This is a genomic window from Bacillus sp. FSL R7-0646, from assembly GCF_037969865.1.
Lineage (GTDB): Bacteria > Bacillota > Bacilli > Bacillales > Bacillaceae > Bacillus > Bacillus licheniformis.
The window spans coordinates 2,787,783-2,803,325 of sequence record NZ_CP150217.1 but is presented as its reverse complement, the minus strand read 5'-3'; the positions used below and the strand labels follow the sequence as shown (position 1 = coordinate 2,803,325).

Genomic DNA, 15,543 nt, shown 5'->3' with positions numbered 1-15,543 from the left:
AAAGCAATCTCCAAAGCGAGATTGCTTTTTTTGCAGTTTTATTGATCGTTTTCTACTTTATGCTTTAGCAAGGAAAGCTTATTGTCCCAATACATGTCGAAGTAGGCGAGCCACTGCTGCAGCTCGGCGAGAGGTTCGGGATGAAGCCTGTACAGTTTTTCTCTGCCCGCTTTTCTCCCGCTGACTAGGCCTGCTTCGGACAAAACTCTGAGATGCTTTGAAACAGCCGTCCGGCTCATCGGGAAATGGCTGCTGATATCTGTGACAGGCAATTCTTTGCCGGCGAGGAGCTCCAGCATTTTTCGCCGGGAGGGATCGGAAACGGCTTGGAACACATCATGTTTTGCGGCGGATGTCACTAGCCCTCAACTGCCTGACGCAGCTTTTGATTGACGATTGTTTCCCAGCCGCCATTCATCCGATTGCGGACATCCGCTTGCTTTTCTCCCGCTTTTGAAACCGTTTCTTCCGGCGCACCCCATCCTGAATGAATCAGGGTAAATTCGGTTTTTTCTGCAGAAAGCTCTTTCAATTCAAATGTGACGATCCATCCCGACGTATCCCAGCTGAAAGCGAGTCGATGCGGCGCATCAAGCTCGATCACTTTGCACGGGGAGGGGCCGAAAGGAGACTGCAGGGTGAATTCGCAGCCGATCTCCGGGCGGAAATCATTAGGCATAAACCAGGCGGCGATGCCTTCACTGGTGGCGACGGCCTCCCACACTTTTTCTATCGATGCGTGAAAAACAGCCTGTTTATGTATATCAGGCACTAGTTGATTGCTCATAATAGACCTCCTAGAAAAAAGTAAAACCAAATGGTTTCCTTTCTATTATATGAAACCTTTTAGTTTTATGTCAATGTTCCGTCATAATTCCCTGGGACAAGGCATATCATTGAACAAACGAACCTGAATGTAAAGGATGAGGGTTATGAGTCATAGAGCAGATGAGATTCGAAAAAGAATGGCCAGGAAAAGAAAGCGGAAAACACCGGACAAACAGCCCTTTTCATCAGACGGCAAAAAGCGGCCGCTCAAGCCGCCTGCATGGACAGCCTTTTCGGAAGATGAAAAAGGAGGAGACTTCCCTCCGCCTGAAGGAAGTTCCCTGCTGATAAACGGGAAGCACCCGCTTGTCAAGGCGGATGCGCTCATCTTGAAATGTCTTCTGTCGGCATGCCTTGTTCTTGTGTCCGCCATTGCCTACAAAGGCCAGTTTGAACCCGCAAACCAAATCAAACCGGTTATCAGCCAGGTGTTTACTGAAGAGTTCCAATTTGCGGCCCTCCAGAATTGGTATGAATCCAAGTTCGGCGATCCCCTCGCATTCTTTCAGCCGAAAGGCGCCAAACCGTCCGGCCAGGTCGAGGTGAATCAGGATCTCGCTGTACCTGCCGTAGGAAAGGTTCAGGAGAAATTCTCAGGGCAGGGCATTAAGGTAGAAACAGAAGACGAAACGATCCGCAGCATGAAGGAAGGCTATGTCATTGAAGTGGACAAAAATCCGGAAACAGGCCTGACGGTGGTCTTGCAGCATGCGGACAACAGCTATACCTACTACGGCCAGCTGAAAAAAGCGGATGTCGCTTTATACGATTATATAGATAAAGGAACGAAGCTCGGAACGATTGAGCAGGATAAAAATCAAAAAGGCATCTATTACTTTGCGATCAAACAAGGAGAGGAATTTGTTGATCCGATACAGGTGATCACATTTGAGTAAATGGACGGAGCTCTTCACCAAGCTTCACATTCATCCGCTGCTGTGGCTTGTCATGGCGATCGGTATCATGACAGGACATATTAAAGCGCTGTTTTGTTTAATGATCATTATTTTGATCCACGAGCTTGGCCACGCTGCTGCTGCCGTTTATTTTTCATGGAGAATTAAAGGCATTTTCCTGCTGCCTTTTGGAGGAACGCTGGAAGTCGATGAACACGGCAACAGACCGTTAAAGGAAGAGCTTGCCGTCATCGCCGCGGGGCCTGTTCAGCACATTTGGCTTCAATTTGCAGCCTGGCTTTTGGCGGTCAATTCGCTCATCAGCCCTCATATATTTGAAACGTTTACTTTTTACAATCTGACCATCCTCTTGATAAATCTGTTTCCTATTTGGCCGCTTGACGGCGGGAAGCTGCTGTTTCTGCTGTTTTCAAAACACCTTCCGTATCAGAAAGCGCAGCGGATGATGCTGGCTGTATCGTGCTTTTGCTGCGCTGTTCTAATCGCGGCGACTCTGCTGGTCTCCCCGTCGCAGCTGAGCGCTTGGGTGCTTCTCGTATTTTTGGCTGCATCCCTTTACCAGGAATATCGCAATCGGCATTACGCCCATATCCGTTTTTTGCTTGAGCGCTACTATGGAAATGAGAGGGAAGTGCGGCGACTCGCACCGATCACGGTGTGCGCCGAACAGCAGATTTATGAGGTCATGCTCATGTTTAAAAGGGGCTGCAAACACCCGATCATTATTGAGAAGGACGGACAAAAACTGAGCCAGCTGGATGAAAATGAAGTTCTCCACGCTTATTTTACAGACAAGCGCACGACTTCCTCAATGGAAGATCTGCTTCTGGTTTATTGACCATCCTTCTAAAAGACATTGACACTCGGGCTCTTTTCTGGTATATTTTTTAATGTTATGGATGTAGCACCCGTGCTACAACCGCTCAGCACAGGCGTTAAGTGCTTTCTTAGCCCCCTGTGACTGGCGAGTCTTAGTTTATTAGGAGGTGCAGAGATGTACGCAATTATTCAAACAGGCGGAAAACAAATCAAAGTTGAAGAAGGCCAAACTGTATACGTCGAAAAGCTTGCTGCTGAAGCCGGCGAAACAGTTACTTTTGACAACGTATTGTTTGTCGGCGGTGAAAATGTTAAAGTTGGCAGCCCTACGGTTGAAGGTGCTACGGTAACAGGCAAAGTTGAAAAACAAGGCCGCGCTAAAAAAATTACCGTATTTAAGTACAAGCCGAAGAAAAACCAACACAAAAAACAAGGTCATCGTCAACCTTACACTAAAGTTGTTATCGAAAAAATCAACGCTTAAGGCGTGTATGATATGATTCATGCAAAGATTACAAGATCCCGATCGAACAAAGACATCTTGGGCTTTGAAATGTCGGGACATGCGAATTTTGCTGAACATGGTCAGGATCTCGTTTGCGCAGGGGCGTCGGCGGTCGCCTTTGGAGCCGTCAATGCCGTAATGAAGCTGACGGGCATTGAGCCGGTCATTGACCTCGGGGAAGACGGCGGGTTTTTATCTTTCCGCTTCCCGGACGGTACGGATCGTGAGGCTTTTGAAAAGGCGCAGCTCCTTCTCGAAGGCATGATCGTCTCCCTTGACACGATCGAACGAGACTACAAAGGTTACTTAAAAGTAACGACGAACAAAATATAGGAGGTGAGCTACATGCTAAGATTAGATCTTCAGTTTTTTGCATCTAAAAAAGGAGTAGGTTCAACGAAAAACGGACGTGACTCTGAGGCGAAGCGCCTAGGTGCTAAACGTGCAGACGGTCAATTCGTATCTGGCGGTTCAATCCTTTATCGTCAGCGCGGAACAAAAATCTATCCAGGTGAAAACGTTGGGCGCGGCGGAGATGACACTCTATATGCAAAAGTCGACGGAACTGTTAAATTCGAACGTTTCGGCCGTAACCGCAAAAAAGTGAGCGTATATCCTGTAGCCTAACCTTTAAACGAAACTCCGGTCGTTCTGACCGGAGTTTTTTACATTCAGCACCATGACTTGCTTAAAACACCTTCCCGACGCCTAAATAAGGCCGGGTTTCCGCTCTGATTCTGCTTCGTTAAAGTATATAAACGTGTTTCATTTATACTGCCTTCTCTGTTATAATTCAAAGTACAAACTGAATCAGACTCCTAAAAGAGAGACCAAACGATTGGGAGTGCCAAAATGGAAGAAACTTCGAAAAAACGAGAAAAGAATATGGACGATAAGGCTTTGACCCATGAGCTTATCCATCTGCTCAGCCACTCAAGGCACGACTGGATGAATAAACTGCAATTGATTAAAGGAAACTTAACATTAAAAAAGTATGACCGCGTATTTGAAATTATCGATGAAGTGGTCATCGAAGCTCAGCATGAATCAAAGCTTTCAAACCTTAGAATCCCGCGCGCGGCGTATGAGCTGCTTACATTTAACTGGATGGCCCATTCGCTGACGCTTGAATATGAGGTGATCGGTCAAGTCAAGGATTTGTCAGCTTATGAAGAAAGGCTCGTCGTTCTCATCAGAAAGCTGTTTGGGATTTTTGACGATGCCGTTTTGAAAGGCAGCGACAATCATCTGACGATCACGCTGCAGACGGACGGTCCGGACGACCGCCTCGTCATCTTTCTCGATTTCCACGGCGTATTCACAAAGCTGACCGGTATCAAAGACTTTCATCATTCACTGGCCGACTTTTATGAAATCAAGCGGTTTGATGTAACAGACCGTGAGTGCATCGCCGAAATTCATATCAAGTAAAGCGGTTTTTTAGGAATAGAACGGAGGACATTATGTTTGTTGATCAGGTGAAAATATACGTAAAAGGCGGAGACGGAGGCAACGGTATGGTTGCTTTCCGCCGCGAAAAATATGTGCCAAAAGGAGGCCCTGCCGGAGGTGACGGCGGAAAAGGCGGAGACGTCGTTTTCAAAGTTGACGAAGGTCTCAGCACGCTGATGGATTTTAGATATCAAAGACATTTTAAGGCAGCGCGCGGAGAACACGGCATGTCTAAAAACCAGCACGGCCGAAATGCCGAAGACATGGTTGTGAAAGTCCCGCCCGGCACGGTTGTCATTGACGATGATACAAAACAGGTCATCGCTGATTTAACGGAGCACGGACAGGAAGCCGTCATCGCAAAAGGGGGACGCGGCGGACGGGGCAATACACGTTTTGCGACGCCTGCCAACCCGGCGCCGCAGCTTTCTGAAAACGGCGAACCCGGCAAGGAGCGCTATATTGTTCTCGAGCTGAAAGTTTTGGCAGATGTCGGTCTTGTCGGCTTCCCAAGCGTCGGAAAATCAACGCTCCTGTCTGTCGTGTCTTCGGCCAAGCCGAAAATTGCCGATTACCACTTTACAACGCTGAACCCGAATCTCGGAATGGTCGAAACGGAAGACGGCCGCAGCTTTGTAATGGCGGATCTTCCGGGACTGATTGAGGGGGCGCACGAAGGAGTTGGCCTCGGACACCAATTCCTCAGGCATATCGAAAGAACGCGCGTCATCGTGCACGTTATTGACATGTCGGGTCTTGAAGGGCGCGACCCGTATGAAGATTATGTGACCATTAATAAAGAGCTTGAACAGTATAATCTCAGGCTGACAGAACGTCCTCAAATTATTGTCGCCAATAAAATGGATATGCCGGATGCGGAAGAAAATCTGAAGGCTTTCAAAGAAAAGCTCACAGATGATTATCCTGTTTTTCCAATCAGCGCGGTGACCAGACAAGGCTTGAGGGATCTGCTGTTTGAAATTGCCGACCGTTTGGAAACGACGCCGGAATTCCCGCTCTACGACGAAGAAGACATGGCTGAAAACAGAGTCATGTATAAGCTTGAGGATGAGGAAGCGCCGTTTGAGATCAGCCGTGATCCTGACGGCACCTTCGTGCTCAGCGGAGCCAAGCTTGAACGCTTATTTAAAATGACGGACTTTTCAAGAGATGAGTCTGTTAAGCGTTTTGCCAGACAGCTTCGCGGAATGGGCGTCGATGATGCGCTTCGGGCCCGCGGTGCAAAAGACGGGGATACGATCCGTCTTCTCGAATTTGAATTTGAATTTATCGACTGATCATACCGGAGAGTTTGCCAAGCAAGCTCTCCGACTTTTAGCTGAAAGGAACGCCCTTCCTTTCGCAGGATCAATGTAAAGGAATCAGGGTTTTTAAAAGGAGAGAAAAGTCTGTGAAAGAGGAGACCTTTTATCTTGTCAGGGAAGACGTGCTGCCGGAGGCAATGCGGAAAACACTTGAGGTCAAAAAGCTGATTGAGCGGAAAAAAGCGGAATCTGTAGCTGAAGCCGTACAAAAGGTAGATTTGAGCCGAAGCGCTTTTTATAAGTACAGAGATGCGGTTTTTCCTTTTTATACGATGGTCAAGGAACAGATTATCACGCTTTTTTTTCATTTGGAGGACCGCTCAGGAACGCTGTCCCATCTGCTGCAAGTGGTAGCTGAATCGGGCTGCAATGTGCTGTCGATCCACCAGACCATCCCTCTTCAAGGAAGAGCGAATGTCACGCTCTCTGTCAGTACGAGAGGCATGGATGAAAATATCGATTTGCTGATGAACAAATTAAGAAAGCTGGAATTCGTAGAAAAGGTCGAAATACTAGGTTCGGGCGCTTAAGGGAGAGAATGACATATATCATGAGTATGAGAGTAGGTTATTTAGGTCCAGAAGCAACTTTTACGCACCTTGCCGTCTGCTCCTGCTTTTCAGATGCAGACCAGCAAGCATTTAACACGATACCGGCCTGCATGGATGCGGCGATGAACGGGGAGATCGATCTGGCTGTCGTCCCGCTTGAAAATGCGATTGAAGGATCGGTGAATCTGACAATAGACTACTTAATTCACGAACAGCCTCTTTATATTGTCGGAGAAATCACCGCTCCCATCCGTCAGCATTTGCTTGTGCATCCTACCAGAAAAGAGGCTTGGGAAGACATTCAGAAGGTTTATTCCCATTCCCATGCCATCGCGCAATGCCATAAATTTTTGCACAGCCGGTTCCGCTCCATTCCGTTTGAATATGCGACATCCACCGGAGCAGCTGCAAAATACGTGAGCGAAAATCCGGAAGAGAACATCGGCGTGATCGCCAATGAAATGGCAGCAGATACTTACGGATTAGACATCGTCAAAAGAGATGTGCATGACTATGAATACAATCACACGAGATTTGTGATGCTTCATCCGGATCGCGAGGCATCCCCTCCGGTCAACCCTCAACTCAAGGGAAGACCGAAAACGACTTTGCTGGTGACCCTTCCTTCGGACAGATCGGGAGCTCTCCACCAAGTGCTGTCGGCTTTCGCCTGGAGAAATTTGAATCTTTCTAAAATTGAATCGCGGCCGACAAAAACCGGTCTCGGCAATTATTTCTTCATTATTGATATTGAAATGGCCCTGGATGACGTGCTGATTCCAGGTGCAATAGCTGAGCTTGAAGCTTTGGGCTGCAAGGTGAAAATGCTCGGTGCCTACAACGCATATACACTATAAAAGAAAGGTCCTTTGCGCTGATAACGGCAAAGGACCTTTTCTTTTATTCGGGAATGAGGATGCCCGCTTTTTGCAGGGCGCCGCAAGCTTGTTCGATCTTCTCTTCATCATCTGCCTCCAATGTGTGGAGATGGATGCCGTTTGTCAGCTGAGACAGATAAGCGGCGTTTGTCGAAGAGATTTTTTTGACGAAATCCGCGACTTCTTTTCTTGTGCTGACCCTGATCGAAGCTGTTAAGTCTCCGTAGACCGGATGTTCAATCGTTACATCTTTCACCGTTACGCCAAAGTCGACGATCAGATTCAGCTCTTCTTCCGTTTTTTCGGGTTCGTGGTCACAGGCGATGATCCGCTGAACCGGCTGTTTTTTGCCGAGGGCTGACCGCAAATACATGTACCCTTGGCTTGTTGCGATGATCGGTTCGTTTTTTGCTTTTAATAAAGAAATATCCTGTACGATGACCTGCCGTGAAACAGATGCTCTTTTGGCCAGCTCGCTTCCTGTAAGCGGAGCCTCTGACTCCTTCAGCCAAGCCAGCAGCTGCTGGCGCCGCTCAGCTCCCGTAAGTTTTAATCCGTCTGTCAATCCGATGGTCTCCTTTCTCATTCATCATATCTTCAAGAACGTCCAACAGCCTATCAACATGTTCGCTTGTCGTATCGCATCCGAATGAAATCCGGACGAATTGAAGCGCGAGCTCCCTAGGGATCAAAAGGGCTTTCATCGTATTCGAAGGCTCATGATAGCCCGCTGAACACGCGCTTCCGGTAGAAATGCAAATTCCTCTCCGATTACATTCCAGCATAGTATATTGTCCTTCAAAGGAATGAAAAAAACAACCTATAATATGCGGCAGAACATGCGAATTTGCCGAATCGGGCACAGCAAGGGAGACGGGAAGCTTCCGGTCTTTTACTCCTTCCAGAAAACCTGCGCGCAGCTCCTGGAATTTGAGATGCGCGGCATCCATGCGGTTTATTGTCGACTCTGCAGCGGTAATGAAAGCGCCGATTCCGGGGACATTGACGGTGCCGCTTTTAAAGCCGTTTTCATGCAAAGTGCCCGGGTAGACGGGTTTCCAGTTTACACCCGGCCGAATATAGACAGCCCCAACTCCTTTTGGGCCGTATACTTTGTGGCTTGAGACCGATAAGGCATCAGCGCCGAGCTCATCAATGCGGACCGGAATCTTGGCAAATGTCTGTACGCAGTCGCTGTGCAAGAGCACGTCCCGCTTATGCAGGTAAGCCGAGAGCTTTGCCAGAGGCTGGATGACGCCTGTTTCTGAATTGGCATGCTGAATCGAAACCAGACCCGTATCCGGGCGGAGGTGCCGTTCAAGTATATCCCTTGTAATGATGCCTGAAGCATTCGGCTTCATCAAGTCGACATCAAATCCCAGCATCTCGAGATGCCGTTTCAAAATATGGATCGACTGATGCTCCATTTCTGTCATTAAAAAGCGCTTTTTCCCGGCGGGAAGTCCATTTAAGATGGAGTGAATCGCTAAAAAGTTGGCTTCGGTGCCTCCGCTCGTAAAATAAACGCCTTCTTCTTCTCCGGATAAAAGTTCTGCCATCCTTTGGCGGCAGCAGCGCAAAATGTTTTCGGCTTTCCCTCCTGCATCGTGCAGACTGCTCGAATTTCCGTATACGTCTGTGCTAAGTTTTTGAAACGCGTCCAAGGCTTCTTTTGATGCCGGTGTCGTCGCTGCATAATCAAGATAAATCACGGCGCTCGTCTCCCATTCTTTATAAAAAATACTTGAGTTTATTTTATCGATGTGTAAATATAGGTGTCAAGACACATGTAAACTTACAGGAGGAGTCGACATGTCTCATCAGACGATTATTGTTGTCGGAGCAGGTGCCGCAGCGTTGTCTTTTGCTGCATCCATTCCGCCGTCTTATGAAGTGGTTGTGATGACAAAAGCATCTGTAAAAGACAGCAATTCAACCCTCGCTCAGGGAGGAATTGCATCTGCTGTATTGCCTCGCGATTCCTGGTCGCTTCATGCGGACGACACGTTGTATGCCGGGTGCGGCCACAATCAAATCGAAGCGGTCCATGATGCCATTAAAGACGGACAGCGCCTTGTTGATGAGCTGATCCTTCAGCATTTCCCTTTTGATACTGACGAATCAGGAAAGCTGAGCCTCGGAAAAGAAGGCGCGCATTCGGTGAACAGAATTTTGCATGCCGGGGGAGACGCAACAGGACAGGAGTTGATCCGGCACTTAATCGGACGGCTCGGTCCGCACGTCGTGCTGAAAGAATACGAAACGGCGGCGGATTTATGGATTGAAGACGGACGCTGCTGTGGCGTCTGGACGAAAGACAGCCGTGGGAAGACGTTTCTCAGAAAAGCCGATTTTGTCGTGCTGGCGGCAGGAGGCTGCGGAAATCTATTTCAAATCAACACGAATAACCGTTCTGTGACAAGCGATGCGATTTCTTTGGCGTATCGGGCAGGAGCAGAGCTCGCAGACTTGGAATTCGTTCAATTTCATCCTACATTGCTTGTCAAAGACGGGCGCGCGCACGGACTTGTTTCAGAAGCTGTGCGCGGAGAAGGTGCTGTGTTGATTGATGAAAACGGACAGCGGGTGATGGAAGGCATACATTCTTTGCTGGATTTAGCGCCGCGGGACGTTGTATCTCGGGCGATACACCAAAAGCTTGCCTGCGGAAGCAGCGTATTTTTAGATATTTCCCGCATATCAGACTTTAAAAGCCGCTTCCCTACGATTTCTTCTCTTTGCGAAAAAGCCGGTATTTCCATTGAAGAGGGCCGGATTCCGGTTTCACCGGGCATGCATTTTTTAATGGGGGGCGTTTCTGTGAATAAATGGGGAGAAACGGCTGTTCCAAACCTTTTTGTGATCGGGGAAGCCGCTTGCACCGGCTTTCACGGTGCCAACCGTCTGGCAAGCAATTCTCTCTTGGAATGCATCGTCTTCGGAAGGAGAGCGGCGGAGCGGATTCAAGCCTGCCAAAAACCGGAGCCTGTCAGAGGCCAATCTCCTCAGCCTGAGAATGTGACGTATTCTGTTCCTTTGACAGATGTGAAGGATATTCAGAAACAAATGACAGATTATGCGGCGATCGTGCGGACGGAGGATGAATTGACGAAGGTGAAAGAATGGCTTGAGCGAATGCCGGTTCAAATCGTAAATGTGAAAGAAATCACAATAGAACAGCTCGAGCTAGCTCATTTATGGCAGACTGCCAAACAGATGACGGCCTCGGCACTGCTTCGTACAGAAAGCAGGGGCGGCCATTACCGTTCGGATTGTCCGGCGCCTGATGATAAAAACTGGCACGGCAAGCAAATCGTTCACACAAAAGGCGGGATCAAGATCAGACAAAACGAAGGGATTGTGAAATATGCAGCGGTTCATACTTAGGAACATGCTTAAGGAATTTTTCAAGGAAGATATCGGCCGGGGGGATCTCACTTCAGAAGCCGTTTTTGATGACAATCATCAATGCGAAGCTGTCATCACAGCGAAGGATGACGGCTTGTTTGCAGGAGAATTAGTGATTCTGGAAGGCTTTCGGCTGCTTGATGAAACGATCGCCGTCCACATGCTGAAAACAGATGGCGAAGCGGTTCGTAAAGGGGAAACGATCGCGCGACTCAAAGGCCGTGCAGCTTCCCTCATGACCGGTGAACGGGTTGTGCTGAATCTCATTCAAAGAATGTCCGGGATCGCCACATTAACAAAGCAGTCCATTATCAGGCTGAATGATCCGAATATCGCGATTTGCGATACGAGAAAGACGACCCCGGGCCTGCGCATCCTTGAAAAATACGCGGTCAAAACCGGCGGGGGCAGCAATCACCGCTTTGGATTGGACGGCGGCATCATGATTAAAGACAACCATATTGCCGCCTGCGGCTCGATTTCAAAAGCGGTTGAAAAAGCGCGGTCAGCGTGCGGCCATATGGTCAAGATCGAAGTGGAGATCGAATCTGAACAAGAGCTTCATGAAGCGATTGAGGCCGGCGCCGATATCATTATGTTCGACAATTGCCCGCCCGAGACGGTGAAAGCATTTGCTGAAATGACACCCGCCGGCATTATAACGGAGGCTTCAGGCGGAATTTCATTTGAAAATCTCCCCGCTTACAGGGGAACAGGGGTGCACTGTATTTCATTGGGCTACTTGACTCATTCGGCGAAAAGCCTTGATATCAGCATGAATGTTGATCTGAAAAAATAAGCGGGATTGGAGAGGGTACAGATGTCTATTTTAAAAGTGATTCATGACAGGAACGCCGGCATGATGCCGGAGGTGTATAAAGAATTGACTGAGGAAGAAATGGCCGGAAGGATTTTGAAAATCAAAAAGAAATTCGGAGCAAGGCTGTTTATCCCGGGGCATCACTACCAAAAAGACGAAGTGATTCAATTTGCGGACGCGACGGGCGATTCGCTCCAGCTGGCACAGGTCGCCCAAAAAAATAAAAAAGCGGAATATATCGTGTTCTGCGGCGTACATTTTATGGCGGAAACAGCCGATATGCTCACTTCGGACGAACAGATTGTCGTTTTGCCGGACATGCGCGCAGGCTGTTCGATGGCCGATATGGCCAATATGCGGCAGACAAATCGCGCCTGGGAAGAGCTGACGAAGCTGTTTGGCGATACGGTCATTCCCCTCACATATGTCAATTCGACAGCTGAAATTAAGGCTTTTGTGGGAAGAAACGGAGGAGCGTCCGTGACATCCTCAAATGCGGCGCGCATGTTGACATGGGCGCTATCGCAAAAGGAGAGGATTTTATTTCTTCCGGATCAGCACTTGGGACGCAACACGGCATTTGACCTCGGCATTCCTCTAAGCAGGATGGCGGTATGGGATCCAATTGCAGAAAAACTTGAGTATAACGGCGATATGAAAGACATAATAATCATTTTGTGGAAGGGGCATTGTTCAGTTCACGAAAAATTTACCGTGGCGAATATCAAAAGTGTTAAAGAGCGGGATCCGGACATCAATGTTATCGTTCATCCGGAATGCACCCACGAAGTCGTTGCGCTCAGCGATTTCAGCGGATCTACAAAAAAAATCATCGACTCCATTAATGAAGCAAAACCGGGGAGCAAATGGGCGATTGGAACAGAGATGAACCTTGTTTCACGCATCATTCAAGAACATCCTGATAAACAAATCGAATCCCTTAACCCTGATATGTGTCCTTGTTTGACAATGAACAGAATCGACATGCCGCATTTGCTGTGGTCGCTGGAGCAGATCGACAAAGGTGAACCGACAGGCGTGATCAAAGTGGATCAAGATATTGCAAAAGATGCCATTCTTGCGCTGAATCGGATGTTAACGATCCGTTAACTTTTTGGAGAACAAGTTTTTATCATAACCCCTCCGCTATGCGCATAAATTTGTGGAGAAGCATATTTGTTATTCTCATCTGTTCGTTCTCACGTTTTTGCATAGGAGGGGAAAACGTTGAAAATTCATATTGTCCAAAAGGGCGATTCTCTGGAAAAAATCGCGGAAAGATATGAAGTGGACTTTGAAGAACTGAAAAAGCTGAATTCGCAGCTGAGCAATCCAGACTTGATCATGCCGGGCATGAAAATCAAAGTACCGTCAGGGGGAGTGCCGGTCAAAAAAGAAGAACAGCTCAATATGCGAAAGGAATTACCGAAAAAACAGCAGGAACATCCATTTGCAAAAGAAAAGCCGAAAAGCAAGCTTGATGTTGAAGATATAAAACCGAAAGAAAAGCCTTCGGTTCCTTATGTTCCGCCTGTCCCGAACATCGGACAATCAAGTTTGCCTGAAGGCGACATTTCGAATTTGTATCAAAGCGTCAATCAGCTTCATCAGCCGTACGTACCTCCAAAACCTTATGAACATCAAGAGAAAGGCCCCAACATGTATAATCCATGGACAAATGAGGAGGAAAACCATATGGAAAATGTCAATTATCCGAATGTTCCGCAGCCGCCAAATGTCGGTGCAGCAGGTGATGAAAATAAGCAGTTTCACGGCATGCCGAATGTAGCTGCAGCGGGATATCATCACCATCCATATCCTTATCCGTTCTATCCTGGAGGCTGCTGGATTCCTGTTTCACCGGTGCTGCCTGGATCGGGATTGTGCCATCCTTGGTATCCATATCCTGCTCAAATGCCTTATATGCATCAGCCTAGCTATGTATCTCCTGCTGAATATGACGATGATGACAACATGGGGCATGACAATGCCGGTCATCACGGATACCATCATCAGCCGATGACTGCCCCGGCATATGCGCCTTACCAGCCGTTCCCGGGATTTGCACCGCCAAACGTCGGTCACGCCGGGGACCCTAATATGGCACACGGCAAAGAAGATGACTGCGGGTGCGGGCCGGGCCAATTCCCGGGAGGTTTTCCAGGTGCGGCGCCATATGGACAGATGCCGCAAATGGGAGCTCCGTACGGTATGGGGGGATACGGACAGCAGCCTGCAGGGGGACAGATGTTTAACAGACCGGAAGATGATGAAGACTGATTCGGAATGGGACGATGATCTATCGTTCCTTTTTTATTGTGGACCGCTATAAACATTTTCATGCTATTTAACGGGAATGTCTATAACTGTCAAGGGTAACTCTTCGCATCCCGCACATCCTAAAAAAGAGCGCAATGCTCAAATTCAGCGGTTTTCACGGGGGGTACTACCATTGGACAGCAAGCTGAAAGTGTTTTCGGGGATTTTGCTTTTGACAGCAGGTCTATCTGCATGCGGAACGAACGACGCTATAGATAATGGAAACAATACGCGCCCGATCGGATATTATTCAAATGATGCAGATCGTAATGCAGGTCTTGATAATGACGGTCCTGTTACAGAAATGCTTGAAAACATGAACGGGAGAAACGGTGCAACAAACGTAAACAATCGAGCGGGCAACGGCAATCCCGTTCCAACAGGCGATGGAACTTACAGCCGGGGAGACATGAATTATCACAACCATTTGGTGAATACGGCGGATACAGGCTATGACAGACCGGAAAACCGTAAAATCTCAAGGAATATCACTGGGCGCGTCAACAAATTGAATTATGTTGACGAAAGCCAGGCAGTCGTAACGAATGAAACGGTCATCATCGCCGTACGGTCTGATAAAAGGCTGACAAATAACGAGAGAACTCAAATTAGAAAAGCAGCCAAAACATTTGCCGAAGACCGGACCGTTCAAGTTGTCGAGGACGACGGCGCATTTACAAGGCTGCGCGAAATGAACGATGATCCTCAGAACATTAGGGATCGCGGAGACACGACGAATAACAATTTGAACCGCTTGCGGAACCAATAACAAGCAGGGAATTGCCGGGGATTCCCCGGCAATTTTTTATAAGCGCTCGGCCGATTCCTTTACAAAAACGGGGAAAACCGTATAAAGTGTACATAGAGACGAGAATTATTTTGGAGGTAGAAAGTTATGGCTGGCCATTCTAAATGGAAAAATATTCAGAGACGAAAAAATGCCCAAGATGCTAAACGCGGCAAAATTTTCATGAAGCTTGCCAAAGAAATATATGTAGCCGCGAAAGAAGGGGGACCAGATCCCGAATCTAACGCAAGTCTGCGTCTCGTCATCGATAAAGCCAAAAATGCAAACATGCCAAATGACAACATCGACCGCGCCATCAAAAAAGCTTCCGGCAGCCAGGATGGAAAAAGCTATGAGGAAATTACGTATGAGGGCTACGGACCAAGCGGTGTGGCTGTCATGGTCAAATGTTTGACAGATAATAAAAACCGGACGGCGACAAGCGTCAGAACCGCTTTCAGCAAAAACGGCGGCAGCTTGGGAGAAACAGGATGCGTTTCTTATATGTTCGACCGGAAAGGATATATTGCAATCGAACGTGAAGATCTTGAGATAGATGAAGAAGAGTTTATGCTTGAGGTCATTGATGCCGGTGCTGAGGAGCTTGAAACGAGCGAAGAGCTGTTCGAGATTTATACAGAGCCCGAACAGTTTGAAGAAGTGAAGAAAAGCTTGGAGGAGCGCGGCTACAAGCTGGCAACATCCGAAATTACAATGGTTCCGCAAACCTATGCAGAAGTCGATGAAGCGCTTCAGGAAAAAGTCGAAAAGCTCATTGACGTGCTTGAAGATGATGACGATGTGCAGGAAGTGTATACGAACGTTCATTAAAGAAAAGGGCGCCGCTCAAGATTAGCGGTGTCCTTTTATGCTTCATCAAACCATTTAGCAGCCGTATCAAGCTCCAGCGGAAACATGATTTGATTTTTGATCA

The 15,543-nt window shown here is 47.9% G+C and carries 19 protein-coding genes and 1 other annotated feature; of the genes, 15 read left to right on the top strand and 4 right to left on the bottom strand.

The genetic code is table 11. The annotated features are described in order from the left end of the window. Positions 1-38: 38 nt before the first annotated feature. Both MKY62_RS14600 and MKY62_RS14595 read right to left on the bottom strand, forming a co-directional pair. Positions 39-359: a metalloregulator ArsR/SmtB family transcription factor gene (locus MKY62_RS14600; protein ID WP_003184034.1), complete on the bottom strand. Its 321-nt coding sequence runs from the start codon at positions 357-359 to the stop codon at positions 39-41. Next, complete coding sequence (locus MKY62_RS14595) at positions 359-787, bottom strand: SRPBCC domain-containing protein (protein ID WP_003184032.1); 429 nt, start codon at positions 785-787, stop codon at positions 359-361. Before MKY62_RS14595 ends, MKY62_RS14600 begins: the two co-directional genes overlap by 1 nt. A gap of 145 nt (positions 788-932) precedes the next feature. Between MKY62_RS14595 and MKY62_RS14590 the strand changes: the two genes are divergently transcribed. From MKY62_RS14590 to pheA, 9 genes are all read left to right on the top strand, one after another. Next, positions 933-1,724, top strand: coding sequence for a M23 family metallopeptidase (locus MKY62_RS14590; protein ID WP_003184030.1), 792 nt, complete (start codon positions 933-935; stop codon positions 1,722-1,724). Beyond that, positions 1,717-2,583, top strand: coding sequence for a M50 family metallopeptidase (locus MKY62_RS14585; protein WP_003184028.1), 867 nt, complete (start codon positions 1,717-1,719; stop codon positions 2,581-2,583). Before MKY62_RS14590 ends, MKY62_RS14585 begins: the two co-directional genes overlap by 8 nt. 69 nt (positions 2,584-2,652) lie before the next feature. Beyond that, positions 2,653-2,727: a sequence feature (ribosomal protein L21 leader region), on the top strand. 12 nt (positions 2,728-2,739) lie between these two features. Continuing rightward, positions 2,740-3,048 carry a 50S ribosomal protein L21 gene (gene rplU / locus MKY62_RS14580; protein ID WP_003184027.1) on the top strand — a complete coding sequence of 103 codons (309 nt, stop codon included), beginning with the start codon at positions 2,740-2,742 and terminating at the stop codon, positions 3,046-3,048. Positions 3,049-3,060: 12 nt separating this feature from the next. Then, positions 3,061-3,402 (top strand): ribosomal-processing cysteine protease Prp, encoded by a 342-nt coding sequence (locus MKY62_RS14575; RefSeq protein WP_003184025.1) that lies wholly within the window; start codon positions 3,061-3,063, stop codon positions 3,400-3,402. Between the two features lie 12 nt (positions 3,403-3,414). After that, a complete protein-coding gene (gene rpmA / locus MKY62_RS14570) occupies positions 3,415-3,696 on the top strand; it encodes a 50S ribosomal protein L27 (protein ID WP_003184023.1) in 282 nt (93 codons plus the stop codon). A 225-nt stretch (positions 3,697-3,921) separates the two neighbouring features. Further along, positions 3,922-4,500: a sporulation initiation phosphotransferase B gene (locus tag MKY62_RS14565; protein ID WP_003184022.1), complete on the top strand. Its 579-nt coding sequence runs from the start codon at positions 3,922-3,924 to the stop codon at positions 4,498-4,500. Between the two features lie 32 nt (positions 4,501-4,532). Then, positions 4,533-5,819, top strand: a complete 1,287-nt coding sequence (gene obgE, locus MKY62_RS14560; RefSeq protein WP_003184021.1) for a GTPase ObgE — start codon at positions 4,533-4,535, stop codon at positions 5,817-5,819. A 113-nt stretch (positions 5,820-5,932) separates the two neighbouring features. Next, positions 5,933-6,376, top strand: a complete 444-nt coding sequence (locus MKY62_RS14555; protein WP_003184018.1) for an ACT domain-containing protein — start codon at positions 5,933-5,935, stop codon at positions 6,374-6,376. A 26-nt stretch (positions 6,377-6,402) separates the two neighbouring features. Beyond that, positions 6,403-7,254: a prephenate dehydratase gene (gene pheA, locus MKY62_RS14550; protein WP_025805050.1), complete on the top strand. Its 852-nt coding sequence runs from the start codon at positions 6,403-6,405 to the stop codon at positions 7,252-7,254. Between the two features lie 43 nt (positions 7,255-7,297). On the opposite strand, the gene MKY62_RS14545 is transcribed toward pheA, so the two are convergent. Both MKY62_RS14545 and MKY62_RS14540 read right to left on the bottom strand, forming a co-directional pair. Continuing rightward, positions 7,298-7,840: a transcription repressor NadR gene (locus MKY62_RS14545; RefSeq protein ID WP_003184015.1), complete on the bottom strand. Its 543-nt coding sequence runs from the start codon at positions 7,838-7,840 to the stop codon at positions 7,298-7,300. After that, positions 7,809-8,987 carry an IscS subfamily cysteine desulfurase gene (locus tag MKY62_RS14540; protein WP_003184013.1) on the bottom strand — a complete coding sequence of 393 codons (1,179 nt, stop codon included), beginning with the start codon at positions 8,985-8,987 and terminating at the stop codon, positions 7,809-7,811. The genes MKY62_RS14545 and MKY62_RS14540 overlap by 32 nt, the downstream gene beginning before the upstream one ends. A 100-nt stretch (positions 8,988-9,087) precedes the next feature. Here MKY62_RS14540 and nadB point away from each other — a divergent pair, with 100 nt between their 5' ends. The 6 genes from nadB to MKY62_RS14510 all read left to right on the top strand — a co-directional run bounded on the left by nadB (position 9,088) and on the right by MKY62_RS14510 (position 15,440). Next, on the top strand, positions 9,088-10,662 hold the full coding sequence (gene nadB, locus MKY62_RS14535; RefSeq protein WP_003184010.1) for an L-aspartate oxidase: 1,575 nt from the start codon (positions 9,088-9,090) through the stop codon (positions 10,660-10,662). Then, positions 10,643-11,482 carry a carboxylating nicotinate-nucleotide diphosphorylase gene (nadC, locus tag MKY62_RS14530; RefSeq protein WP_009327769.1) on the top strand — a complete coding sequence of 280 codons (840 nt, stop codon included), beginning with the start codon at positions 10,643-10,645 and terminating at the stop codon, positions 11,480-11,482. The genes nadB and nadC overlap by 20 nt, the downstream gene beginning before the upstream one ends. Positions 11,483-11,503: 21 nt before the next feature. Continuing rightward, positions 11,504-12,613, top strand: coding sequence for a quinolinate synthase NadA (gene nadA, locus MKY62_RS14525; protein WP_003184007.1), 1,110 nt, complete (start codon positions 11,504-11,506; stop codon positions 12,611-12,613). A gap of 117 nt (positions 12,614-12,730) precedes the next feature. Next, positions 12,731-13,783, top strand: a complete 1,053-nt coding sequence (gene safA, locus MKY62_RS14520) for a SafA/ExsA family spore coat assembly protein (protein ID WP_003184005.1) — start codon at positions 12,731-12,733, stop codon at positions 13,781-13,783. Positions 13,784-13,955: 172 nt separating this feature from the next. Next, the gene (locus MKY62_RS14515) at positions 13,956-14,591 is read left to right on the top strand and encodes a YhcN/YlaJ family sporulation lipoprotein (protein ID WP_003183997.1); all 636 of its coding nucleotides are present in this window, start codon (positions 13,956-13,958) and stop codon (positions 14,589-14,591) included. A 126-nt stretch (positions 14,592-14,717) separates the two neighbouring features. After that, positions 14,718-15,440 carry a YebC/PmpR family DNA-binding transcriptional regulator gene (locus tag MKY62_RS14510; protein ID WP_003183995.1) on the top strand — a complete coding sequence of 241 codons (723 nt, stop codon included), beginning with the start codon at positions 14,718-14,720 and terminating at the stop codon, positions 15,438-15,440. The last annotated feature ends 103 nt before the right edge of the window (positions 15,441-15,543 follow it).